General features: G+C 50.9%; 15 protein-coding genes. 1 reads left to right on the top strand and 14 read right to left on the bottom strand.

Annotation, left to right across the window (positions count from 1 at the left end):
• Positions 1-90: 90 nt before the first annotated feature.
• From ACYVHB_RS28880 to ACYVHB_RS28915, 8 genes are all read right to left on the bottom strand, one after another.
• Positions 91-1,176, bottom strand: a complete 1,086-nt coding sequence (locus tag ACYVHB_RS28880; RefSeq protein ID WP_461055379.1) for a restriction endonuclease subunit S — start codon at positions 1,174-1,176, stop codon at positions 91-93.
• Entirely contained in the window at positions 1,173-1,397 is a 225-nt protein-coding gene (locus ACYVHB_RS28885; RefSeq protein ID WP_461055380.1) for a hypothetical protein, read from the bottom strand. The genes ACYVHB_RS28880 and ACYVHB_RS28885 overlap by 4 nt, the downstream gene beginning before the upstream one ends.
• Before the next feature lie 76 nt (positions 1,398-1,473).
• Positions 1,474-1,683, bottom strand: a complete 210-nt coding sequence (locus ACYVHB_RS28890) for a hypothetical protein (protein ID WP_461055381.1) — start codon at positions 1,681-1,683, stop codon at positions 1,474-1,476.
• 2 nt (positions 1,684-1,685) lie between these two features.
• Positions 1,686-2,165, bottom strand: coding sequence for a DUF6932 family protein (locus tag ACYVHB_RS28895; RefSeq protein ID WP_461055382.1), 480 nt, complete (start codon positions 2,163-2,165; stop codon positions 1,686-1,688).
• Positions 2,162-4,246 carry a type I restriction-modification system subunit M gene (locus ACYVHB_RS28900; protein WP_461055384.1) on the bottom strand — a complete coding sequence of 695 codons (2,085 nt, stop codon included), beginning with the start codon at positions 4,244-4,246 and terminating at the stop codon, positions 2,162-2,164. Before ACYVHB_RS28900 ends, ACYVHB_RS28895 begins: the two co-directional genes overlap by 4 nt.
• Positions 4,247-4,565: 319 nt before the next feature.
• On the bottom strand, positions 4,566-6,548 hold the full coding sequence (locus ACYVHB_RS28905) for an autotransporter outer membrane beta-barrel domain-containing protein (protein ID WP_461055385.1): 1,983 nt from the start codon (positions 6,546-6,548) through the stop codon (positions 4,566-4,568).
• A 15-nt stretch (positions 6,549-6,563) separates the two neighbouring features.
• Positions 6,564-7,586: a hypothetical protein gene (locus ACYVHB_RS28910; RefSeq protein ID WP_461055386.1), complete on the bottom strand. Its 1,023-nt coding sequence runs from the start codon at positions 7,584-7,586 to the stop codon at positions 6,564-6,566.
• 8 nt (positions 7,587-7,594) lie between these two features.
• Positions 7,595-14,002 carry an RHS repeat-associated core domain-containing protein gene (locus tag ACYVHB_RS28915; protein WP_461055387.1) on the bottom strand — a complete coding sequence of 2,136 codons (6,408 nt, stop codon included), beginning with the start codon at positions 14,000-14,002 and terminating at the stop codon, positions 7,595-7,597.
• Between the two features lie 1,526 nt (positions 14,003-15,528).
• Between ACYVHB_RS28915 and ACYVHB_RS28920 the strand changes: the two genes are divergently transcribed.
• The gene (locus tag ACYVHB_RS28920) at positions 15,529-16,293 is read left to right on the top strand and encodes a hypothetical protein (RefSeq protein WP_461055388.1); all 765 of its coding nucleotides are present in this window, start codon (positions 15,529-15,531) and stop codon (positions 16,291-16,293) included.
• Positions 16,294-17,844: 1,551 nt separating this feature from the next.
• Here the strand turns inward: ACYVHB_RS28920 and ACYVHB_RS28925 are convergent.
• Genes ACYVHB_RS28925 through ACYVHB_RS28950 form a run of 6 tightly spaced genes read right to left on the bottom strand, consistent with a single transcriptional unit; the run spans position 17,845 to position 24,801 of the window.
• On the bottom strand, positions 17,845-20,166 hold the full coding sequence (locus ACYVHB_RS28925; RefSeq protein WP_461055389.1) for a T9SS type A sorting domain-containing protein: 2,322 nt from the start codon (positions 20,164-20,166) through the stop codon (positions 17,845-17,847).
• A gap of 29 nt (positions 20,167-20,195) precedes the next feature.
• On the bottom strand, positions 20,196-20,435 hold the full coding sequence (locus tag ACYVHB_RS28930) for a hypothetical protein (protein ID WP_461055390.1): 240 nt from the start codon (positions 20,433-20,435) through the stop codon (positions 20,196-20,198).
• Positions 20,436-20,441: 6 nt separating this feature from the next.
• A complete protein-coding gene (locus tag ACYVHB_RS28935) occupies positions 20,442-21,521 on the bottom strand; it encodes a serine hydrolase domain-containing protein (protein WP_461055391.1) in 1,080 nt (359 codons plus the stop codon).
• 4 nt (positions 21,522-21,525) lie between these two features.
• Positions 21,526-22,908, bottom strand: coding sequence for a hypothetical protein (locus tag ACYVHB_RS28940; protein WP_461055392.1), 1,383 nt, complete (start codon positions 22,906-22,908; stop codon positions 21,526-21,528).
• A gap of 53 nt (positions 22,909-22,961) precedes the next feature.
• Positions 22,962-24,332 (bottom strand): hypothetical protein, encoded by a 1,371-nt coding sequence (locus ACYVHB_RS28945; protein WP_461055393.1) that lies wholly within the window; start codon positions 24,330-24,332, stop codon positions 22,962-22,964.
• A 43-nt stretch (positions 24,333-24,375) separates the two neighbouring features.
• Positions 24,376-24,801: a hypothetical protein gene (locus ACYVHB_RS28950; protein ID WP_461055394.1), complete on the bottom strand. Its 426-nt coding sequence runs from the start codon at positions 24,799-24,801 to the stop codon at positions 24,376-24,378.
• Between the last annotated feature and the right edge of the window lie 24 nt (positions 24,802-24,825).

The following is a 24,825-nucleotide window of genomic DNA, read 5'->3' on the forward strand; positions in this document are numbered from 1 at the left end:
AAGGTAATCAGCTCGGCTTCAACAAGATCAATATGCTTTTCTTTGCGGCTCATGCCGCTAAAATAGTTGATCTATTCTAAATTTGCCTAATTACTTATCTACTGTTGCCCCCAATTTTGAGCAATAAGTCAAAATGAATTTTTGCATACCCTTTAAAAGCCACTTCAGAAACTGATTTGATATTTTAGCTTTTGGAACTATAGCTTTCATATCCTGATTAAGGGTGACTTCAAGAGTGTTTATTGCAACCGGAAGCGTATGCTTTAAAATACCTGAACGTACCACCACCAAAATACTCCCGGCTGGAATCAAAGTAGTTGCACTGTTTTGTAAAGCCAATTCAGTTATGTAGTCTTGTGTACTTGATATTAATTCAACCTTCATATCTTTAGGAGATACCCAGGGGATGTCTCCATCCCAAAAAGCCTTCTCAGTTGTAGAGGGAGTACCTCCGCCTAACACTTGTTGCACTACGTATTTCAACTTCTTCACTTCCCAATGGGCCGGAATCTTGCCCAACCACGGCAAGCCGGAGTCTTTACGTGGTGCGCGGGCGATGAGGCCTTGCGTAACGGCGTCGTTGATAAGCCCGGCCCGTTCTTCTTGTAACAGCGCAATCAATTCTCGCTTCTGGGCCAGCAGGTCGTCAATCTGGGCGGTTCGGCGGTCGAGGTAATCGGCAATGGCGGCTTGTTCAGCGAAGGATGGATAAGGTAATTTTAAATGGGCTATATAATCGTCCCAACTTGCACGTGGCATCTTAGTGCCTTCCGTTGAACTGTTGACAGTACTGATGAACTCATTCGACAGCAGACGATAATACGTGTATTTACCAGACAGTTCACCTTTTGATCGCGAAACGAGCAACTCTCCCAAACAGCCACCTGATTGATTGGCATAATAAACCTTTGCCAGATAAGGTCTCAGTTTATTGAAGATTACGTCTTCTGGTCGAAAACCTGTTGCGTCGCTTTGAGTGAATAATTCATCAGATAAATTTACCAATCGCCCGGTTCCGCTTTCAATATTCTCAACTGCAATCCGAAATGAGGTTTGTGGAAAGTCATTCTTTACTGACGTTAATAAGTACTTTAACTTCTTTACGTTCCAATGCTCGGGAATATTACCGAGCCATTCGACGCCGGAGGACTTATAAGCAGGGTAGGGGTTAGTCATTCTGATTTCTTACGGGCCGTATGTTGGTGCGCGTTCAGTAACGCATCTAAATCGGCTTGGGTGGTTAACTTGTGTTGTTGAAGCCGCGCCATCTCCTCGTCAGCTTTCCGCACAAAGTAGTCGGCCAGCAGCGTTTTGATGTCGGCTAATTCGTTTTGGTCCAAGTCGTACGAAAACAACTGGAGCAAATGCAGTTGTACGGGGTTGAGTTTCGTTGGCATCAGGCTGAACGTAGGTCTCTATTCCAAATTTACGGAGCCGACGCAAAATAACGGACTGGTGTGCATCAGCGTGTGGTCATGCCGCTACGGATACGTTAAGTTCGTAGCTTTCCCGCATAAGCTGGCTCAGTTCATCAGCAAATTGCTGCCGTAGCCGCTGATAACCTTCAATAGTCAATTGATCGGGTTCGGATTGGGCCTGATGGGTATGAATAAGCTGGTTGAGCCGGGCAATGTGGTTCAGCAGATCTTCGATGTCGTCAAAATGTACGTTGGTCGGTTGCATCGTCAGTCAATGGTTAAGCAAACGCATCCTTTGGGATGTCGGCGGTTTGTTCGGCGATCTTTCCGGGATTGGGTAAACAACGACAGCCATTCCATCTTGTCTAAGTTAGTCAAAAAATGACTTCGGTGGTCATCGGGAAAGACCCGCACCGCATAAGCATCTAAGTTAGGGTAAGCGGCAAACCGTTCTCGAAGCTCACCTTCAAGCTGTTGGTGTTGTCGAAACGGAATAAAAGTCACTAAGTCCATATCGTTGGGGTATGACTTCTGCGTAACAAAACTGCCGTTCACCCATTGCTCGGCTCCTGCCAATTCCAGTCTCCGAAGGTCAACCAGTAGGTCAGCGTGTTGTTGAAGCAGCGTTTGTCGATGTTCATTAAAGCCGAACGTTTCCCGAAAGTGGTCAAGTGTCGTAACGATGGGTTGGGCAGGCACAAGGTAGCCCCATTCATCAAACACCAACGGCGTATTCGGTTGCATCATAAAATTTGTCGAATCATCCCGGCCGTTTTCTCTTCCAGGGCCAGAATTGCCGCTTTGATTTCGGTCAGGGAGCGTGGGGCTTTGTACTCGTAGAAATACCGCGTGAAGTTGACTTCGTACCCCACGATGCCTACTTCGCCATCACGCTCGTCGCGTTTCTTCTTATCGGTATCAATCCAGGCGTCGGGAACGTGTGGCAACACCTCCCGCTTAAAGTAATCGTAAATGTTCTCCCGAAGCGGCACATTTTCGTAATCGCGCAGGTTGGCGTCAACTTCAAAAGGAGATGGCGGTCCGGCGGTCCGGTCGTCCGGTTTGGATCGTTCTTTACGTACTTCAGCCGCTTCCGGGTCAACCTGGCAAAGCAAACTGACCACGGTCATGATCTCACTGTCTTTCAACGCCGGGCTTTTGAGCATACTTTTTACGCGCCGTCTGACCTCGTTGAAATCGTAGTACGCATCAGTTCCGAACTCCGTCCGCAAGGCATTGACCCACTCCAACACATCGGCTTCCAGCAGCGATTTATTGAACAGCAAAGCGGTTAGTTCATCATCGGTTAACTCGCGCACCTGAAACCGTAGCCGCAACGGTCGCTCAATGGTAATGCGCCGATAGCCGAAATCGGTGTTGTTGAAGATTTTGCAAAATCGTCCTTCTTCAAATTCATCGTAGAGTCGGGTAATGTCCGAAATCTGGGGTTTAGCCGTAAGATCGTCTTCGTCGGGTTCGCTGATCTTCTTACGCTTATTGCCTAAGCTCTTGGGCATCTTGACGTAGAACGGATTATTCTTGTCGTCAAATTGACTGCCTGATGCGTTGATGAGTTGCACCTTACCCCGACGTTCGGGCTTCTTGCGGTCGGTCACAATCCAGATGTACGTGGCAATACCGGTGTTGTAAAACAGTTGATCGGGCAAGGCAACGATGGCTTCAAGCAGGTCGTTTTCAAGTAACCACCGCCTGATTTCGCTCGGCCCGCTACCAGCCCCACCACTAAACAGTGGCGACCCGTTGAAGACCACCGCAATGCGGCTCCCGCCCGTATTACGTTTCATTTTCGAGACCATGTGCTGCAAAAACAGCAGCGACCCGTCGCTGATGGGCGGTAGTCCGGCTCCGAATCGTCCGCTCCATCCCTGGCTGGCGTGTTCATCGCGAATTTTCTTCTCGACCTTTTTCCAATCGACTCCGAATGGCGGGTTCGACAGCATATAGTCGAACTGAACCCCGGTCAATCCGTCCTGGGTGAGCGTATTTCCGAACTTAATATTCTCGGCCTTATGGCCTTTGATAAGCATATCGGACTTACAAATAGCGTAGGATTCGGGGTTGATCTCCTGCCCAAACAATTCCAGCTTGGCATCGGGGTTCAACCCATCTAATGGATTTACCACGTATTCTTCAGCTACAGACAACATCCCGCCCGTGCCACAGGCTGGGTCATAGATCGTTTTGACGATGCCAGGCGTAGTCAGAACGTCCTTATCATCCGCAAAAAGAAGGTTTACCATAAGCCGGATTACCTCGCGGGGTGTGAAGTGTTCTCCGGCAGTCGCGTTAGAGGCTTCGGCAAACTTGCGGATAAGCTCTTCAAATACGTATCCCATCTCCAACGAGGTAATTTTCTTAAATACCTTATTGGTGGCATCCTGACTTGCAAAACGTTTTATTACAAGATAAAGTAGATCAAACTCTTCCAGTTTACGTATCTGATCGTTGAAACTGAAATACTCAATAATCTGACGAACCTCCGCTGAAAACCCATTCAAGTAGTTACGAAAGTTGTCGCCAATGTTATCAGCATCGTTAGCTAAGTCGCTAAATGAAAAGTTGCTGCGATTATGAAATTTGAGCTTAGTGCGGCTATTAAGCATTCGCTCCAGAACATCAGGCGATTTATCTCTTAACCTTTCATAATCTGTCAATACGGCTGCTTTGGTTGGCTCTAACACCATATCAAGCCGCCGAATCACGGTGAGTGGTAAAATGACAGTGCCGTAATCTGCTTGTGAATAATGACCGCGCAGCAGGTCGGCAATATCCCAAAGAAACTTGGCTTTCGCTTTAAAATCTTTCATCTGTAATCTCAGTGAACAATATGTATCTTCTTACGGTGGTCTCAAAGGTACATATTGCTCACTAACCAGCGAAGGCCGACCCCTACGCATGAGAGGATAAAATACGTAAAGGGTATGAGCTAAGACCTGCGCCAGATATTACTTTGGTTTCTGCCCTGCTGCTGTAAACACAGCATCTAACCAACGCGAAGCCCTTGGCGAAGCTCTGATACAGATTCTTCAATGTTATCCTGCGAACAAAGAAGTACTGGTCCCGCGCTTCGCCTTTGTTCGTTTCATAAAGGTGATGGCAAAAGGTAAAACGGCAGTCGGTATTAGCTCATTTAGGTGAACCTGCTGGTGTTTGCCGCTCAGCATGAATGAACAGTTGATTCACTAACTCCTTCAACTTCTTTAAGTCCTGACTCAGTTGTTCGTTCGTCTGTCGTAATTGATCGTTGTCAGATTTGAGGCTGAGCAGGTGCAACATCTGCTCTTCCTGCGTCTTAACTAAATTGATAATCAAATTTTCAACGGACGCGCCCTTTGTTGTCATTTCGTCCGCAGAAGGAAAACCAGGGAGGTGCCGATTTGTCAGTAAGTATTGTTTAAGCTGGTCAAGCGGCATTGAGGTGTATGGCTCCTTTAATACATAATCGGGCCAAAGTTTTGCCGACGTGGTTTGCAGCCGTATTGTGTTGGCCGAGGCTGTCCCCAGTACCACCTTTCCTTCTTGATCTACAGTTAGAAAATTATCGGTCCGCGCCGTTGGACGGCTCTCGGCGGTCAATCTACTTAGTAGCAGCCCAGAGTCATCTGCTTTTTCTCCTACTACGTGCAGTCGCGCCAGCGGAGCTGAAGTCCCGATGCCCACGTTGGCATTAGCTCCCAAGACTACTGCATTACTGATTGTTACACGAGCGTCGGCACCAATAGCCGTGGCATTTTCTAAATTAGGTGACTCCCCATTTGCCCGATAGCCAATCAGGGTATTGCTCCCACCCGACCAGTTTCCTCCACCTGACTCCCCGCCAATGATAACGTTATGTATTCCTGAACCATCCCCCGCTTGACTGTTGTAACCCATCAATATGTTATCATTACCAGTAATGACGTTGGTATTTGAGGTAGGGCCAATAATGATATTATTATTGCCTGTAGTGTTACTGGCACCTGCTTTGAAACCGATGAATGTATTATTTTGGCCAGTGGTAGTGCCTTTACCAGCCTGATAGCCAAACATTGTATTTGCTGAACCAGTCAATGAATTACCGACTTCTGTGCCGACTAATGTATTCTGTCCGCCGATAATATTATTATAACCGGCTACTAAACCGATAAATGTGTTACCTGCTCCTGTGGTATTTCGGTAACCGGAACCATAACCCATAAATACGTTACCCGAACCAGTTGTATTGGAATAACCTGTTGAAGTTCCAAAGAAGCTATTTTGATTACCCGCGTTAGCTTGACCTGACTCAGATCCGAAAAAAGAATTTTGATAGCCTGATGTATTATTTAGCCCTGAACTTTGTCCAACAAATGTGTTATAAGACCCTGTTAGATTTCCGTAACCTGCTCTCCATCCTAATGATGTATTACTCTTACCCTGCGTGTTAGATTGACCTGACTGCGTACCAAGAAAAGTATTTTCAGCACCTGTAGTGTTGTAAGAGCCAGAGTAAGTACCAACAAAGGTGTTATCGTAGCCATCTTTATTACTGTCACCGGACCACCCACCTAAAAATACATTCTGCCGCCCGGTTGTGTTTAATCTCCCTGTTGATAGACCGATAAATGTATTGCTATTTCCAGTTGTATTGCTTGTACCACTTAAACCACCTACAAACACATTATAAAAACCAGTAGTGTTTGCTCTACCACTGGAAATACCAACCATGACATTATTTTGCCCCGATGTATTAGATTCTCCAGCACTTTTACCTACAAACACATTATCATTCCCTGTTACATTACGATATCCGGCTCCCTGCCCAACGAATGTGTTTTGATTACCCTCTGTGGTGCTCTCGCCTGCTAAACTTCCCAGAAATGTATTATAAGCTCCGGTCGTGTTATAATATCCCGTATTGGCTCCGAAAAAAGCGTTAAAACTTGCCGTGGTATTCACCCTTCCGGAACCCTGCCCAACAAATACATTGTGAGAACCAGTAGTTGATGATCCCGTTGTATTACCGATAAACAGATTTTGAGTACCCGTTATGTGAATAAATTTATTTGGGCCAAACTTAAGTACGTCCTGCCCCTTTCCTGTTAAGGTACATAAACCGAACAGTGCGCTGAAAAATAGTTGCTTTGTCATGGCTTGAATAGAAGATCAGAAAGGTTGAAGATTAACAAAACCTCCGTTTTGATTAATAATGTAGCCCCCACCTAAAACGAGCGTTTTGGCATTGCCGATGATGCCATCGACCGTAACGATATGGCGAATGTAAACCTCATCGCTAAGCGTGGGAATACGCCCACAGACCCAGGTAGACGGCGCATTCCAGGGACCCGCCTGAGCAGTTATGAGAGCCGTTCCAGCATTACAATTATGCGAACCACCCACCGACACAACTGATTGGCCGCTACTGGGACAATACGGTTTGTTGCAGTAGGCAACGAAGTTGGTAGCCGGTTCATAGACTTTTACGGAGACACTACTACCAATCTGCCCGGTTGACCATAGCACCGTACCCGTGCAGCCATAAGCGTTGAGCGTGACCGGCTGGCCGTAGGGTACGGAGGGGCTGTTGGCGTTAGTTGCAATATTATCCGCCACACAGTTGACCGTTACGCCAATGCTGGCCGAACCACTGTTGGGGCAGTAGGGTTTGGCACAACGAGCCGTATACATAGTCGTAGCCGTTGGATTGACGGTGATTTGATTGCCGGTCTGCCCGGTGCTCCACTCAACGACGCCTACACAGCCGTAAGCGTTTAGTAGAACAGGCTGCGTAGGTTGCACCAACGTGGTGCTGGCCCCAACCGTTACCTCGTTGACCGCACACTGGGTAACCGTTACTTCCACTTTCCCAACTCCGCTGGTGCAACCCGTTACCACGCACGAAGCCGAATACTGCGTTGTAACCGTCGGGTTAACCGTGATGCTGGCTCCCTCTTGCCCCGTTGACCACCGCACCAAACCCGTGCAACCCGAAGCTGCCAGCGTAGCGGCTTGGCTGGGGTTTACCGCCTGCGGACTGGCCGTTACCTTTGGGTGTGGGCTACTACCCTGCATTTTCTTAGAAATGCGGTTCCCGCTGGCATCGTAGGTTAGAGCCGTAATGAACTGGGCACAGCAATTGTGTACTAAAATCCAATAGAAAAGAACCAATACGACAAAGAATTTAATCATTCCAAAGTTTATCTATTTTGATTGACGGTTTGATTATATTCCTCATAGGTAGATCCACCTATTACACCTACATCAAATGCTGTTAAACCAACACCAACCCATCCTGCCCAACGGGCACCTGCACGAAGTAAACCAGGTGAAGCTCTCATTTTAAAACTGTCAGTCAAAGGATAACCTACAGGAGAACGTATACTACCTATTCTAATATCTCCTGTTCTGAGAATAATAGAGGACGCTAAAGATGTCGTACCCGAAGCTCCTTCCATAATAAACGATTTTGGTATAATATCCCAAGTCATACCAATTGTTGCTATTTCCCCAGCTTCTCCAAATCCAAACTGAGTAGCTGTTCGATTTTTTAAAATTTCCCAAGCTAAACCCAATTTTGACAAATCTCTCTTTCCGTTATATTCATATGTCTTGTGTATTTGTTCTTCATTATACATCTGCACAAATGCTCCCGAAATTGCCCCATTAGTGAAACTACCTCCAGCTAAACTGGAAGCAGTTCCTCCAGCAATTGCGGACGTTGCAATACGAGCACTGTAATCACTCAGTTGATTAATGAATGGTCCGGCGGCACCTGAAACGGCACCTGAGGCAAAACCTTGGATGAATTTACCTCCCTGCAACTCAGTCATCGATCCTTGCACTACACCATGACCAACAGCCTTAATACCAATATGAGCAGCCTGCTCCGCTAACGTTGCTTGTGCGAATTCCTTACCGTTTAATGCAGTTTCTGCCAAGTCGCCAACTCCGTAAGTTAGTCCAGCCGACACCCCACCAATGACCGCGCCTTTCAATCCAGATTTTAGGGCATCTCCTAAACCTCCTCCGTTTAATAAAGTACCCGTTGCGTTAGAGGCAAAACCAGCAGCAGCCCCCGAAACAATGATCGCTCCGAGACCACCCGCTTGTAAACCTATTGCCCCAGCCAGTAATGGGCCACCAATTCCACCTGTCACTACCGCTACTGCTGTAATCACTACTGGCTTCCAAACCGCTTTTACTACCTTCTTTATCTTTTTCCAGGCTTTACTAAGCCAACCATATCCGCTTGGGTCAACGTAGCTCAAGGGGTTGTTATTGGTGTAGCTGTACCGATTCAACGATTGCAAATCGGTCATGTCCTGAATAAATGGGTCGGGCGAGAGGAAGCGGCCCAACATGGGGTCGTACACTCGCCCGTTCATGTCGATCAGGCTGAACAAATCGTAATGCTCGTGGTCGGTGAAGCCGCGCTCGTGGCTGCCAGCGAACCGTCCGGCTAATGCCGTCCAGTCGGCGTTACGTCTCTGCCCCCAGGCGTCAAAACTCATTTCTTCAAGCAGTACACCGCCCGCTCCCGTAAAGCCCGTTACCGAACCGAGATGATCTTTCAGATAATATTTTGTCGTAACGGTGGTGCTGGCTCCCTGCGTTTCGCGGACCACAATGCCCGCTCCACCAATGTAGCTGGTCGTTTTGGTCCGCCCGGTGGCAAAACTCTCAATTTCAACCAGCCCGCCTACGTAGATTTTGGTACGGGTAAGCGTTCCCCGTACAAACAGCTTCTGCATGACCCGCTGCTGGTCGGGGCCGTAGTAAATTTCGGCGTAGGAGGTATCGTTGGCAATCCGCCGAACTTTGTTGAACGACGTGAACTCAGTCGTAATGTCGAGGGTGATTGAGCAGGCGAGACCGGGATTGTTGGACCGCACGTTCAGCAGCCGGTGCGGGCCGTTATTCGCGCTCCCGTATTCGTAGAGGCCCACGCCCGATTTGTAGGTGATGTTGCCCAAGTCGTCGTAACGTACCGTGTCGCGGGCGGTGCCGTTCAGGTACGTCAGCGTCAGGCGGTTTATGTCATCGTAGTCGAACGATTCGCGCTTGGATCGCTTTACGTCTTGCCGCTCCATCAGGTGACCCAGGTCGTTGAACTGAAACGCAAACTCCTGCAACACTGCCCCGTTGTAGGTCGACTTGATGCGTTGCAAATAATTCGTGGCGGCCTCGTACTGTTGCTCCGTTCGTACACCATTGCCAAATTCCTGCTGCGTTACGTCACTCTTGGCGTCCATCGTGATGACCTTCCAGAACAGGCTATTATCGGCGTTGTTGCGCAGTTCAGACAAATGACCGTACGCGTTGTAAACGTGCTTCAGCACCAAGCCCGACGAGGGGTAGGTTACCCGCTCTACCCGACTCTGACTGTCGTAAACGTAGGCAGTAGCGTAATTCTGGCCGTTCACCGTGAGGGTTTCCTGGCTTTTACGACCCAGATTGTCGTAGGTAAACGTTTGATTCGATACGTAACCGGTTACGCTGCTGAGCCGCCCGATGGCTTTGTTGCCCTGATCGAAGGCGTAGGTTGTTACGCCTTCGTCCTCCGTTCGTTTCGTCAGCCGCCCCAACCGGTCATACTCCATCCTGACTTCTTTGCCACTGGGATACGTCTGTTTGGTCAGTTCACCAAAACCGTTGTATTCGTAACGATACGTCCCCATGTCGGGGTCCGTCATGCGAATCTTATAGCCCCGTGCGTCGTACTCGTTGGTGATTGTATTGCCCCTCTGATCTTTAACCGTCAGCAGTCGGTCGGCCGCGTCGTAGGTGTAATAAACGTGCTGACCGTTCTGCCAGCTACTTTGTACCAACCGGTCTTTGGTATCTTCGACCTCGGTTTTCTTCTGGTTTTTATAATTGAATTGCTCTGTCACTAAACCCCCGTACACGGTATTGGCCGTACGGACACCCCCAGTTTTAGATTCCGAGACGGCAATCGGCCGACCTAAATTATCGAGTTGCTTTTCGGAATAACCCGTCGACGATTCGTTGGCGTAATAAGGAAACGAGTCCTGAATTTTCTCGCGGTACTCGGGCGAGGTAACGCGGTCAAACGTATGGTCAACCACAATCCACCGCCCGTCGAAACTCCGGCTTTTAGTTTGCACCGCCCGGTTATACGAGTCGAAATGCTCGATGCTCTCCTGACCCGCGCTGGTTTTGGTATACGTCAGAAATACGGCCTCGGCGGGGCTTTGGTAGTTGGCAGTACTGGCTTTCCAGTAGGCCATCGTCCGCCAGGTACCATCCGGCCCGGTTTGCCGTGTGGGTCGGGAGAAACCATCGTATTCGGTCGTGCTGGTCAGACCGTTGGGGTCGGTTATCACCGTGGGCAGTCCAAACCGAAGGTCATAAGCCGTAGTGGCCGTTTGGCCCAGCGGATTGGTGACTTTAACCGCAAATCGTTTAGTAGCGGCATCGTACTCGCTCAGCATAGTGCGCGTATCGAAAGCCGTTCCAGTCCAGGCCGTCGTCTCACTTCGGGTGACGTTACCGGCTGCATCGTAGGTATACGTTTTTCGGACCTGTTGCTGGTTATTCAGGTTAGCATCGGCCAGTTCGCCCGTCAGCAGACCTGTAGCGGCATCGTAAGTGAATGAGGATTGGCGGGTAATCGTCGGCTGGCCGGGCGCGTAGCGGTACAGTGTAGCCGTGGTCAGCCGCCCCAGAATCCAGTTGGCCGCGTCATTAGTATAGGTACTGACGGTTGAGTCGCGCAGGCTACTGCCATAGTCGACGGTCACGTAAATTGGATTTCCCCAGTCGTCATGCGCTTTACGGACGGTCTGCGTTTTACCATTTACGTAGTCGCTGGTAATGGTTCGCTGGTCGTAGGCGGCAAAACTGGTTGGATTGGTTGCCGGGTAATTAATGAGCGTTGGAAAGATTTCGGTTTTCGCAATTAGGACACCATTCGGATAATAGCGTTCGGTTCGGGTCAGCGTCTGGCCAGTGTACTTAAAATTGTCGGCATCCTGACGGTAGTGTCGACTCTCATAGATGCCCGTGATCGTGTCGCGCTCAATCGTCTTGACGAATCCCCGAAACCCCCGCCCCTCGGTGTTGATGGTAGCCCCGCAGTACCAATACGTTTTGGCTGTTTCGTCGCCGGTACTGGTGCGGGTTTTGATTTTGGCCACCACATAGAGGGGCGACTGCACATCGATGTTTGGGAACGTCACTAAACCTGCCCGCTCGTAAAGAGCACTATTGAGCATGTTGTCGTAGCTTACTTCTACCGACAGCCCCGCTCCATTGGTAACCCGTTTAAGCGAATACCCTTCGCTTTGCCGCAGGCGTTGCAGGTAATACTTGTTGGCAGCCGCATCGAAATAGTACAGATCGGCGTGGGACCCCTTCAGAAACTGGCCAACCCGAAACTGATTAGCCGCTTTAAACATAGCCGTCGGCCAGGCGTCGTAGAGCGTCGTGGTGACGTTAAAGTTGAAGTTGCCTTTATTGATGAACGTGTGATTGTGGCCTTCAGAAGCGTCGAAAAATGTTAGATCAAGTAGCCCGTCGGCATTGAAGTCGTTAGGATAAATACCCGTAAAACTACTGGGAAGGGTTTCCGAAAGCGCTAAGGAAACCGGTTGTACAGTGGTGGGTGCGGTTCCGAACAGATAAGCTACTCCACTGCTATGCGGATAGCCGCCCTGGTTCGGGTACAGAAACACCTGTCCAGCCGCCGGTTTGTAAACCAGCAAATCCGGTAAGTCATCGGCGTTGCAGTCGGCCAGTAGGACGGTGTTCGCGGCTCCTGCCAGCCACGACGCGGGAATGCTGCTGCTACGGTCGTAGCGAGTTTGTTGGCTTTGAAACTGATTTTTACGGGTAGCCGCATCGGCTACCGTGCGCTGCGCTTCCGTCCAGACAATGACATTGTTTCCACTCGCTTTGTCGTAAATCAGGATGTCCGTCAGGCCGTCGCCGTTGAGATCATTAAACACCTCTTCGGGACTGGAGAAATTAAGGGTGTTGTTATAGCCAGTCAGCGATGCAGCCTGCACCGATTGGTAGTACGTCTGGACCGTGGCGTTGTTCGTTGGTAAGGTTTGAGCTACGTGAGCCGCCGAAAGCGTCGGTACGTTACCCGGAAAGGAGAGATCAACAAAGTCCGTCAGGCCGTCGTGATTGAGATCGGTTAAATAATCGTCCCACACACTTGCGCCTACTTTCCCAAGTTTTACGTAATAATTGCAGGAGTAGGGTTGAGCCGACACCGGGTCCGATAGGACAAACGCATACGAGTTAGCACCAGCCGTATTTGGCTGGAACGTAACGATGATGTCATTAAGCGCATCGCCGTTGAGTTCGCCCACGTCTAAACGCAGATTGGTCCCGCCACCTCCGCCCAGGTCGACCGCCCGGCTGATGGATGTTACGAAGGAGCGGTCGCCATTGTTGAGGTAGAACTGAATGGTGACGATGGTTCCGGCAGTGGTCCAGGTGGTAATGTCGGTCAGGCCATCGCCATTGAAATCGCCGAAGAGCCGGTTCGTGCCGATGTTGGTCGTTGTAACTTCGGCGGGTGTTCCTAAGCCAATCGTTTTGTTACTCCATTCAAATGTAGTTGGGTTGAATGTCTGTACGGGCGACGATCCGTCGGTCTCGGTAATCTGCGTTAGCAGCGAGTACTGGTCGAACTGATAGGAAAGCAGATACTCGCGAATCAGCGTAGTCTGGTAATAAACTTGAACGCTTCTTAAACGCTTCGTGTAGGTGTTTTTCTGTTGATAGCGGATACCATACAGCAGGATTGGGTCGGGCCGAGTTTCGTAAACGAACTGGATTTTGTTGTACGGTGTGACACTGGCTCCGGTATTGCCGGTATACTCAATCTTATCGGGATAAACTTCGCCGGTCGTAGCATCGCGCAGATACGAAAAGGTCATGTAGTTTCCTTTCCGGTCCTCAATCCGATTCACGAGCCATTGAATACCGACTGATTGACCAGACGGTGATGAACTCATTACCCGCGAATCTGTCGTATTGCCATATTCAAATATTAATCCTGACTTCGTGTAGGTTTTGAAAAATTGGGGGCTTTGCGTACCGGCATTTTCGGTCAGCACTACTTTAGTGAAGCTATTCTGCTCTGTGTAGTACTGCGTCTGATCGTTGCCGTAGTTAGCATCAAATGCTTGCGCTGGTGGTACCGATTGCGGAGCTAATACCAACCGCTCACCATCTAAACTGAAGCGATCATTCTTGTCGTAAGTAATGCCAGTTGCTACGCTCTTAGTCTGTTGTGCGGCATCGGCTGTTTCGTCCTGAGCGCGCGTGCGCGTGGAGCGGCTAATACTTGATAGTCCGGTCACCATCCACCCCAATCCGACTGTACCGTTACTGTTTTGGCTACTGTAGCTCAACCCAACTCTGGGTTGCAAACCGGCTGTGCCGAGCGGGAGGACGAACGGAAGTTGATAGGTAGCTGCCCCAGCATCGGAGACGGCAAACTGGCCGGGGGTATAGCCAAAGTTGTGTCCAGTAGGAACGGCCGTTTGAGCGAATAACGATGAGAAGTTACTGAATAAACTCAGCAGTGCAATAACACTGAGAACGGCGTGGTAAAAAGGTCTCATCATAGGCGTTTGCTGGTCTACAATCAGTACGCTACACCTTTTATGAACCTATTTTAATAGGTGATGATGAATTAGGTAGACGCGACTCAAAGCAAAAAGAATAGACGTTGAAAGATAGGTCCAAGACATTCAACTACCTTACTTCTATAAGAGTAACCTTTATTAAATTTATTAAACGTAGTAATGTTAACCCAAAAAGTAAAAACTAAATAGATGGTAAAGTTAAATCAACGGCTTCAGCTTAGCTCAAAGATTAGCAGTCACACAGAATCCATCATAAACGGTTAAGCTATATCAACTTAGTTTCTAACTCACTCTAAATGAATTATGAAGACGATTAACAAGTTTTACGCTTATAAAAACTAATACCTCAAGCTACCAATGAGAGAAGTGTATGCAAATTGTATGCAAATAAAAAAGCCAGTTAACTTTATATAAAGTTAACTGGCTGATAATCAAGTGCACTCGTAGGGACTAATAAAGCTCCTTGATTATCAGTTAGTTACGTCCAAATTTAAATCATCGTATCAAAAATGTAGCAAAACGGGGTGAGGTCCCCCAATTTCCGGGTCGGTGAGCGGTGATCTCGACTCCTCATTTTTGATTCTTCATTGACGCGAAAGTTGACTGGGTAACTGTCTGTCTTCTCATGGCATGCATGACACAGTGTACGGCCATTATCTACATCCCAGGGCATAGTACAGCCAATGGCCTCTTCCAGATAGGTAACTGCATTCCCGCGGATCAAAGTAGACAAACTAACGATATGGTTAGCCTCAATGACTCGCTTCCGTCCATTGTTAGCTCCGTCGTCAAGACACAGGTAAAATAATCTCTCACAAGTACGGCTCTTTTCTGGTCTTCGTACTGCTAGCCAGTTGTATAAGCTGAGTAAATAGTTTACGTTGTTGTACGGGATTTGGTCCCATATAGGATGTATAATCAGTTCGAACTACTACTTGTAGAGCTATTCGTTTCAATCTGGGTATCAGTTGTAACGCTCGAAATAGGGCTTCTATACCGGTACCATTCACCCGTAACCGACTACCGAAAAGCTGAATCGGAGTTTAGTTGGGCCACACGATAAGACGCACTACGACACCCCAAAGCAACCCGCCATGTTTGCATAGGATTTGAGCCACCCCTCGACGAAATGGCCTTTGCCAAAACTCGTCCAACTAAGTCGGCTCAACCACAAAACACTATGCGCTGGCTCTATTACCAACACCTACCCCCTTAAAGAAACCAGCTATAACCTCCTGGCCTCCCACGAGCTGATCACTCCCAAGGGCCTCCGAACTGCCTGCCCGAAAGCGACCTGCTCGGCAGGAGACACCATCCTTGTGACCCTGCCCCGGAGCAGGCGTTTTTTAGCCCTGCCCCCTGTACTGTTGGCCTATAAAGTGATCATTCTTGACCCCTGTTCCAATGTCTACCCTCGTACATTGTACCCGTGTATACACTGTACAGGTGAAGAACAAACCAAAAGCGATTCCTAATTCGTAATGACACGCTCAACCAAACCAATCATGGCTAAATCCCACGACCCCCTCTCTATTGGCCAGCTGGCTCAGCCCCTTGCCGCTCACGCTCATCAGGCCGGCCTGACACCACCCGCCCAATCGGCTTATCAAGACAATTTTGGTAAATTCGTCCGACAGGGAGCCACCTACACGCATGTCATCCGCTTCGCTGACACCCGAAAGTCGACCCTGATTGGCTACAGCCAACCCCGGGGGGGGCGCGAGAAACAGGATAAGGTGGTGCTGCTCCAGGACATCATCCGCCGCCTACTGGCTAGCCCCAAAGCCTACCTGCAGGCGGGGGCCTGCATCGAGTTTTACAATAACCTCTCCGATGATGACCGCGACTCGATCTGGATATTCACCCTCCACCACAGCCGGGCCGAGCCCAGCCACTATGCCAGCCAGCTCCCCTGGCTGATGGCCTACCTGGAGGGCCTCTATAAACCCAAACCGGATGCTTACGTGCAGGGTCTCTTCACGCCCCCTACTGGCAATCCTGCCGCTTACTCACCCCTGGTAGCCCTGTCCCCCACCAACACCCCACCGACGATTACCCCCCAGCCAGGGAGCCTGCCCTTGGCTACCCACTATGCAGAGGCGGGGACCCGAGCCTTATCGGAGACCAAGCGCTTCCAAGACCGCATGGAGCTCGACGACTATCTCAAACCCTTTATCATCGCCGGGGTCATACCCCCCGGTGAGATCGAAGGCTACCGCTGGAAGGTGATCCGCAACCAGCACTTGCCCGACAACTACATCCGCCGTTGAGCTGCTCGTGCCTCTCCCCCCCATGTAGCGGTGGCTTACTGCTGAAGCGATGGGTTCGAGAAAGTGGTCCCTTGAGCACCTGACCAAGGGGTCCATCCAGGCGCCAAAAACGGTGCTCTTGGGCGAGCTACTCAGTGGTCTGTTGAGGAAGACCGACTGGTCAGCTCGCCCAGGGGTTTGGGTGCCGACACCAATGCCATTCGGGTCGAGCGAAGGGGTTACCCAGGTTGACCACCTCAGCTGGGTAGGCGACTACCCAGCTTACACCCCGCTTACACTCTGTAATCATACTGCCCAATTGGAGCCGATAATGAGCTGACCCCGTCATACACCCCCCTTACACCCTGTAATCATGCTGCTCGATCGGAGCCAATAATGGGCTGACCCCGTCATACACCCTGTAATCATGCTGTAATCACCCCGATTACACCCTGTAATCATGCTGTCTGACTCCTGTAGTACCGGTGTAAGCCTAAACCCATATGACAACCGGTACACCAGCGGTTGGGGAGATCTACCAGACAAGTGCTAAGCCCAGGCCCCACAAGAAAGACCAACTGACAAGGGGATTGTCGACTGGACCTAAAAACCAAAACTCATCAACTACCCATGAAAACAGAAATAGGGGCATCTGCTCCCTTAAAGGTGACTACTTAGCAACCTTCATTGCTTCGATAAAAACTACATCCACTTTGGAGATCCCTTCTTCAGCAGGCCTCTCATTGAGCCTGTGTCAGCCCAAGTACCGCCCCGCATGCACCCCGCGCAGGGGTGCATCGAGTAGCCCGTTTATCTCCTCCGCTGCCCACCCTCAATTGATTGATTCGCCCAGAGAGGCGATTAGTCCCCAAGGGGCGCTGGCAATGGGACCCAGAATGGACCCTATTAGTAACTAGGTTACCACCCAGTTCATGAGGGGTATTTGGTCCAAACAAGCCGCACTAGCGGATCGAGCGGGGCAGGAGTGTTAACTACTTGGTTAATGCTTATTGTCAAACTCATAGCCATAGGCTATCACTAAGAATTCTCTATATGAGGCGTGAACGACGCGTATGATTGACCAATCAGGTCGTTAGACGTTTTTTACTGGCGTCACGACGTTACTGCTGATCAAGAGTCAGCTTAGGTCTTGACTTAAGTTGAACGATGTGGCTACTTGGCCGCCGTATAGATCCGCTCATTAGACTGAAAGACGCCTTTTTTTTACTGACGAGGTCACGCAATCTTAAATAAAGGGAGGTTTTTATGAACGATTTCCAGCAGTAGCCCATACTGATACAAACCATTCATTGATAGCAAAATAACGAGTTCATTTATTAGAATTAGCTACCCTTTTATTGGTTGAAAACGGCCATGACCCGTCCTGAAATCACTCGATTATGCAGGTACCATTGAATAGGAGGGGAGCCTGTACGGATATAAATAGGCAAGTTATAGATAGAAAACGCGACTTAATCTATACCAGAAGCCTGACGAGGGGTTATTGAGCTATTTTTTGGCTGAAGGAAACGGAGCAGTACTGTACGCCAATAATCACTGGTTAAACGCCGGTCAGTATTTTAAAAAGCGACCGGCCCGGTTGTCTGACCGGATAATGTACAGGCCCGTCGGTAAATCGGCGATGGAAATAGTCGTCGTTGGGTGGTCGCTTTCCTTCACCAAAAACCCGCTGACGTTGAACATCCGATACCCTTTATCGCAGGTTACATTGATGACCGAGGTGGCCGGGTTGGGATAAATCAGGCCATTTCCGGGCGGAGAAATGGGCTCCTCCACGCCGGTTACGACGGCTGGTTTGGCAAACCGATCCAGACTGGTGGTGATGTAGGGCCGACCGGGTTCGTAAACATGGTCGCGCAGCACAAAAATGGTGTTGCCGTCAAAGGCGATGGCGCGGGCAAAAATTCGTTCCAGCGTCTGGTCGAACTGATAGAGCGCGTTCAGATTCCCGTTGATATCGAACAAGGCCACCACCATATCGTCCGACGCGGGCGTACCTAAGCTGTTGTTGCTGGCCCCGGCGAAACTCCCGAACGTATAAAAAATCACGCCAACGCCCGTACCCGACAACGCAATCGACTCGCCGGACTGCCCTTCGCTCAGGCCCAACTGGTTCAACCAGACAATTTTGTGGGTGTTGTTGTCGATTCGGGCCGTGAACACCTGCGGCATTTGCGGATTACCAAAGCCCGAAACCAGTTCGCCGGTGGTCATGCCGGTAACGAACATATCGCCACTGACCGGGTCAACGACCAAATCAAACGCGAGGTCGTTTTCGGCGGAGGCATATTGGGTGTTTCGGAGCCGTGTACCGGTGGGTGTCAACTCGATGATAAACAGGTCGTAAGCTCCCAACGGCGTTCCTGCATCGCCGATTTGCCCTTCCGTATCGCCGAAGAGCAGGATGTTTCCGTTTTTCGCGGTTTGGCTGGCAAAAATCCGGTCGTTTGCCGCGCTACCGAATTGAAGCGTGTTTAGCACGGTGCCAGTGGCCGAAATCCGAACGGCAAACGCATCCAAGCCGCCCGCGTTTTTGAACGCTGGAAAATTACCTTCCGTGAAGCCCGTGGCCATCAACGTGCCATCGTTCAGGAACGACACGCCAAACCCGAAATCCTTGCCGTCGGCCGTGCCAAACGTGGTGCGCATCTGCAAAACGCCATCGCCGTTCAGCTTCAACACCAGCACGTTATCCTCCGATTTCAACGCGCCCCCGCTGCTACCGATCCCGACAATGCCGAAGGTGGGATGAGTGTTCAGCGTTCGCAGGTATTCGTTTTCGTTACTCAACCAGGTCCAGAGCAGGCGGTCATTCTGGTAGGCGTTGATGATGGTTTTCTGCTGCACAAAATCATACACAGCGGTGATGACTTTGCTGCCGATGGTGACCATGGATTCGCCCCCCGTAAAATTCGATTTGCGATCAAGTTGAGCATCCAATTTCCCAACCATGCAGGCAGGTTGCGTCAGGGGCGACGCGCCGGTTCCCCCGCCGACGGGTGGCGTGTTGGGGCTGATGCCTTCGACTTTTAGCTGACCGGCAGAGGGTGCTTTGGCCACGATAAAATAAAGCCCCCGCGTCGGCGACCGAAAATCAATGGAATCGCCCGTGGTCAGCACCCGGCCCTGCGACGATAGCAGGGTCAGCACGGGTTTTGCGCCCGTGAAATTGATCGGTTTGATTTTGGCACGCTCACCCCGCAGCAGTTGCAGAATCGGGTGACGACGGATGCCAGCGGTCATTGCCACAGTGCCTTCAGTCAGCACCGGCCCCGCCTGAACAACGGGAATCGTATCGGCCAGGCTCGTGCCATTGGACAGCCGCGCCAACAGGATAACGGGGGCCGTCGTGACGTTGTAAAACACTAACGGATTGGTCGTTACGCCCCGAATGACTCCGCCCGTTCCTGAAATCGACCAGTTTACGGTAACGCCCGCTGGCAGGTTGATTGTCGAGTAATTGTCGTCCGAATTAGGCAGCACGGAGTCGGGGCCATTATACAAAACCGTCTGTGCCCAGGCCGTCACCGAAGCAAAGGTCAGGATAGTTAAGAGGACTAAAAATCGCATAGGTAGGGTGATTTTACGGGCTAAACGGGGCGAGGTGACCGACTGATCGCCGACAGATGCCGAGCCTGTATAATTCCCAGTCACGGCTATTTGACCGTCGGGGCCAGAGGCTACGCCCCGTGCGTAGTAGTCACTGGTTCCCCCGTAGCTTTTGGCCCACGTCCATGTTGGCTCCGTGCCGGTCAGAGATGTTGGTGAAACTGGCGCGGAAGGGTCTGGATTTTGGCAGGCAAATGATCCTAAAGCCAGTAACCACACCAGACTTCGATAATTCGGATTATGGCTCACTGAATACAATCTCATTTTATAGGTCTGAATAACCAATCCAGGTTTTAGTCGCTACACAAATCACTGGAATAGACCAATAAATAGGGAATCCAGTGGTCGGCTTCGGGTCGGCAATGAATGTGTACCGTATGGCCAGCAATGGAGCATATCGTCACGCTGGCTCCATCGACCTTTACCATTTTGATAAATCGCCCCTTTAAATGAATCGCCAGAATCTGCTCAACAGCCGTGAGGTGCTGAAAAGGACAGGGGCCATTAACCGAACAATGTACGGACGTTTCCATAACAGGTTATTCCGAGGCTTTTTTACCCCGCAGCAGGTAACTCATAAAATCTTCGTCGGTAAACGAACGGGCCGACGTGCCCAGCGTTGCCTGCCGAACTATGACTAATTTTTGCGACGGAATCACGTACAGGCGCTGCCTGCCCGCCCCGGCTGCGAAATACAAATCTTCCGGTGCCCAGGTCGCGTTGGCCAGGGCCTGCAATTCTTTCACGGTCGCGTTTTGGTTGGCAATGACATCGCTGACGGGTTGTTTCAGCCACCAAGTCAGGCCGTAGGTTGGGTTTTGGGGCACGGTTGGTTTCATACACTCGTCGATCAGTTCGGGGCGGATGAGTTGCTTTCCCTGCCACAGCCCACGATTTCGGACAAACTCACCAAACGTAGCCCAGTCTTTAGCGGTCATTGTGGCTCCTCCGGCGACCTGCGGATTGCCATCGGCGCAGCGGTAAATCCACTGAACCTGCACACCGAGTGGGTCCATAATCCGGCGTTTGAGGTAGGCTTCGTAGGTTTCGGTGCCGCCGTTTGCCTGTAGTTTGCGTTGTATAGCTGCCGCAAATGAATTGAAGTGATACGGCCCGTACTCGAATCGCTGGCCCGGTTCGTAGCACGTGGGTTCGGCCAGAATATCGGCCCACGATTCCATGCTCGTGGCCGATCCCTGTTCGCCGGATAATTGCCCATCGGTTTGGTTGAGCATTTGCCGGAGCGTGATGCGCGATTTGCGGGCATCGGTTTTCCATTCCGTGATGTAGGTGCTGGCCAGATCATCGAACGTAATCAGGCCATCAGTGATGGCGACTGCGGCTACGATGCCGTTAAAACTTTTGGTGCCACTGGCCAGCATCTGTTGTTGCGAAGCCGAACCGCCGTTGTCGTACTGCTCAAAAACGACCTTGCCATCCTGCATGATGTACAAAGATCGACCGCCGGTATTCTTCTGATAATCAGCCATTAGTGTCAAATTGGCAGCCAGAATGGGCGGCACTGTGACGGGTGGCACGACGGCTGTGTCGTCGGTATTGGATTTGCAGCCAGCTAGGGTGGTTGCGAGCAGCGTGGCAAAAATGATGGATCGGATCATGGCTTTAGTCTTCGTAATAATAGCCGAAAATGATACCCATTTCGTCGTCCGATGTCAGGCCGGAGCGCACGGTTTGGGTTGTGTTGTTGTAGTAGGTAATCTCCGACGTCAGCCCTTCGCCTTTGGCCAAAATCAGCGCGGGCGTGAAGTTTTTAATTAGCGGGTGTACCCAATCCGTGCTTTCATAAACCACCTGTCCGTCGCGGGAGCCGCCCTTGATGCGGATGATGAATTTTTCGCCCAGTTTGTGGTTGTGCGACGTCAGCATCACGATGTGCCGGGGCGTATCGAACGTCCAGGATTTGGTGAATGTTTTGCGTTGCCCTGCCGGAACATCGATGCCCTGATTGCCTAAATCCAGTTCCTGCACCACGTGCTGCACTGTGGCGGGGGCTGTCGTGTACAGGTTGACGTAATTTTCGCCGTACAGCACCGTGTTGGTTTTGTTGAAATAATGGGCGTTTACGTCAATCGAATAGTTGGCCGGAAATTTCAGGGCCATACCCGCCGGGAACGTATAATCCTGATTAGATTCGGTGCCACCACCCAGAAAAATGTGATTGGCCGCCGACAGCGATGTTTGCCGGTTTAAGGTGTTATCGGGGTTCCGCAAGTCGCGCACCTGATTCATGGCCGGTAACACGGCCCGGTTCCGAAAGTCATACAGTACCATATGGTGGCTGTTGGGGCGGCTCTGCGACACAATGCGGTTGACATAAATCTCGGTCGGATTGCCAACGGCCCGGTGGACAAATATCTCCCGCTCAAAATTCGGATTCACATCGAAACGATCCAGTTTCAGTTGGTACCCCGTGCCAACAGCGGGCGCGGCCATCGGCATAAATGCGGCTGTAGAATTACTCGGCGTTTTATCGTCCAGCAGGGCTGCGTCGGCTACCGAACCCGTAGCGGGCGCACCGGCTTCGATCCACCGGCGCACAAACTCGATCTGTCCTACCGACAGCAATTGCCCGCCCAGCGGCATTGGACTCCCGTAGTTTTTGCCACTGTGATGAATGGACCCGTTGGGTTCCAATTTGTGATACAGCAGACTCGACGCCGACGCAAACGGTTTCACCCGCATTAGCCCGTCGGCCAGCGCGTTGGGATTTTTCGATAGCACATCCACCAAATTCTTGTAAGCCACCCCTTTTGCCAACACAAGGCCGTGCTGCTTAAACCCCCCGTCTGATTCTGATGCGTGGCAACCCGCCGTGGCGCAGGAAGTCGTCAACACCCGATCCTGCAATAGCTCGAAACTGGCCATCTCGACGGGCGTAACCGGCTCCGATTCATTGGATTGGCAACCGATCAGGCTGACCAATAAGCCGGTCAACATAACCATACCCAGCCGGGGGGCGAGCGAATAGAGCGTCTGTGTTTTCATGAAATTTGTTGATGGAAAAAGGAGCTAACGAGTAGGAATATTGACACTGATAATCAGAACGTTCCGCGATAAATCCAGGCGGCTTTCGAGATTGGGATGCTGTTGCAGTCGAATCCACCGGCATAAATCACTTTCCGATTATCGGAAGCAAACGGCGACACGCACATCGACCGGGTGGCAACCAGGGTGTCGCGTACCGTGGGGGCGTTGTTCACGATGTATTTCAACGTGTAGTCAACGTTTCGGCCCCGTTGCCGCCGGTCAAAATACATCCCGTTCGTTGACCAGCGGTTCAGGTTCGACGGTGGGTTGCTGCCAGTCAATGCCGACGGATCGTAGCGCATCTCAAAGCCAATCAACCGAATATCGTCGGTAGCATTGGCGGGATTGAAAACGGGGATATTGTCGTTGTACGCGGCCAGGACGTATTTGATCGGAATGCCCAACAGCGTGGTCAGACTACCCGTAAAATCATATTCGACGGTGGTGGCGAAGTTGCCGACCGGGTCTATTCGGAGGGCTTCGTTGTTCCAGCACAGCCACAGTACCTCACCGCTGCCGCCCGGATTGGGGATCGCCGACAGGCCGCGCACGTCTTCGCTTTCTCCCCCGCCAGTCAGCGTCTTGACCAGACTCCAAGCTCCTATACCGTCCGTCCGCCTGTAAACGTGTCCAACACCACCACCGCTGGTGGCGCAGTAAATAGCATTGTTACAGACGGTAAAGCCCATTACCCGCTCGTTGGGCGGGGCCACAAACTCTGGCTTGGCCGACCATTGTATTTTGCCTGGCAAGGTGCTGTTGTGAGTACCGCTGAAAATGCCATAGTCGACCAGACCGGCAAAGACAACCGTTGTGCCATTGACCGAGTCTTTGTGCAACCCTAATGCCCGGCAGTTGATGTTGGCTGGCAGGGTCGCAATCGTGGTGCCGATCCAGGTGTTGGCCGCATCGTTGCGGATGTAAAAAATGACGTTCCCGGCATTGTTGTTAGGAATCGTCAGCAGCAGCGTGTCAGGTTTTATGGCCGCACCCGTACAGTTGGTCGTAAACACAAACGATTTCATGGCTCCGATCCGCAGATTTTCGGCGGTAAACTCCTTATCAACCTGCCATTGCGCATCGGCCCGGTCTAAGCGCAAGATTTCGGCAGAACGGATGCTTACGTCGGGTTCCATCCAATAGCTGTTACCAGCATAGAGCTTACCCTTGTGCGCCACGATCTGCATGATCTCGTTTCCACCCCGGTATATTCCCGCATTGTCGCGGGTGCCGGGCAAAAACGTACTTGTCCAGTTGGTTTGCGTCGGTGTGGGCGTTGGCACCACAACGGGCGTTGTGTCGGGTGTTACGTTGGATTTTTTGCAGCCGCTAACCAGTAACACGAGCCAGAGCAGGGCGATAGCGAAAGTCGTCGATTTCATGCGTAGCGAATGGGTTCGGTTGCCGGTTAGCGGTCGGTTATGGTTAACGACTATCACGATCACGCTGACCTCGATTCTGCTTCATACGATCTTTCCGCTCGTCTTTGAACACTTCATACTGTTTGTATTGACCGCTGTTGAGCACTTTTTTCAGTTCCTTGTCCTGGCTGTTGGCCATATCGCGAACCTGCTTCATCATGTTTCGGCTACGCTCACCATTGGCGATCAGCGGTTGCATCTGCTGCGCGTACTTGAGATTGATGGCGGCAACAGTCGTCTCCTGATCGGCGGTAAGCGACAGTTGCTTTTTCATCCGGATCGTTTGCCGGTTGGCGCGTTGTTCGGGCGTGGTAGCGGCCAACCGCTCCCGGCGGGTAGTGCCCCCATTGGTCGTTGGAGTTGTTTGGGCCACGGCTTGCACGGCAATGAACAGACCGAAAAGGATACTCAGGATTGTGTTGCGTTTCATCAGGTTGGTTTGTTAAATTGGTTT

It is taken from the genome of Spirosoma arcticum (assembly GCF_054779955.1).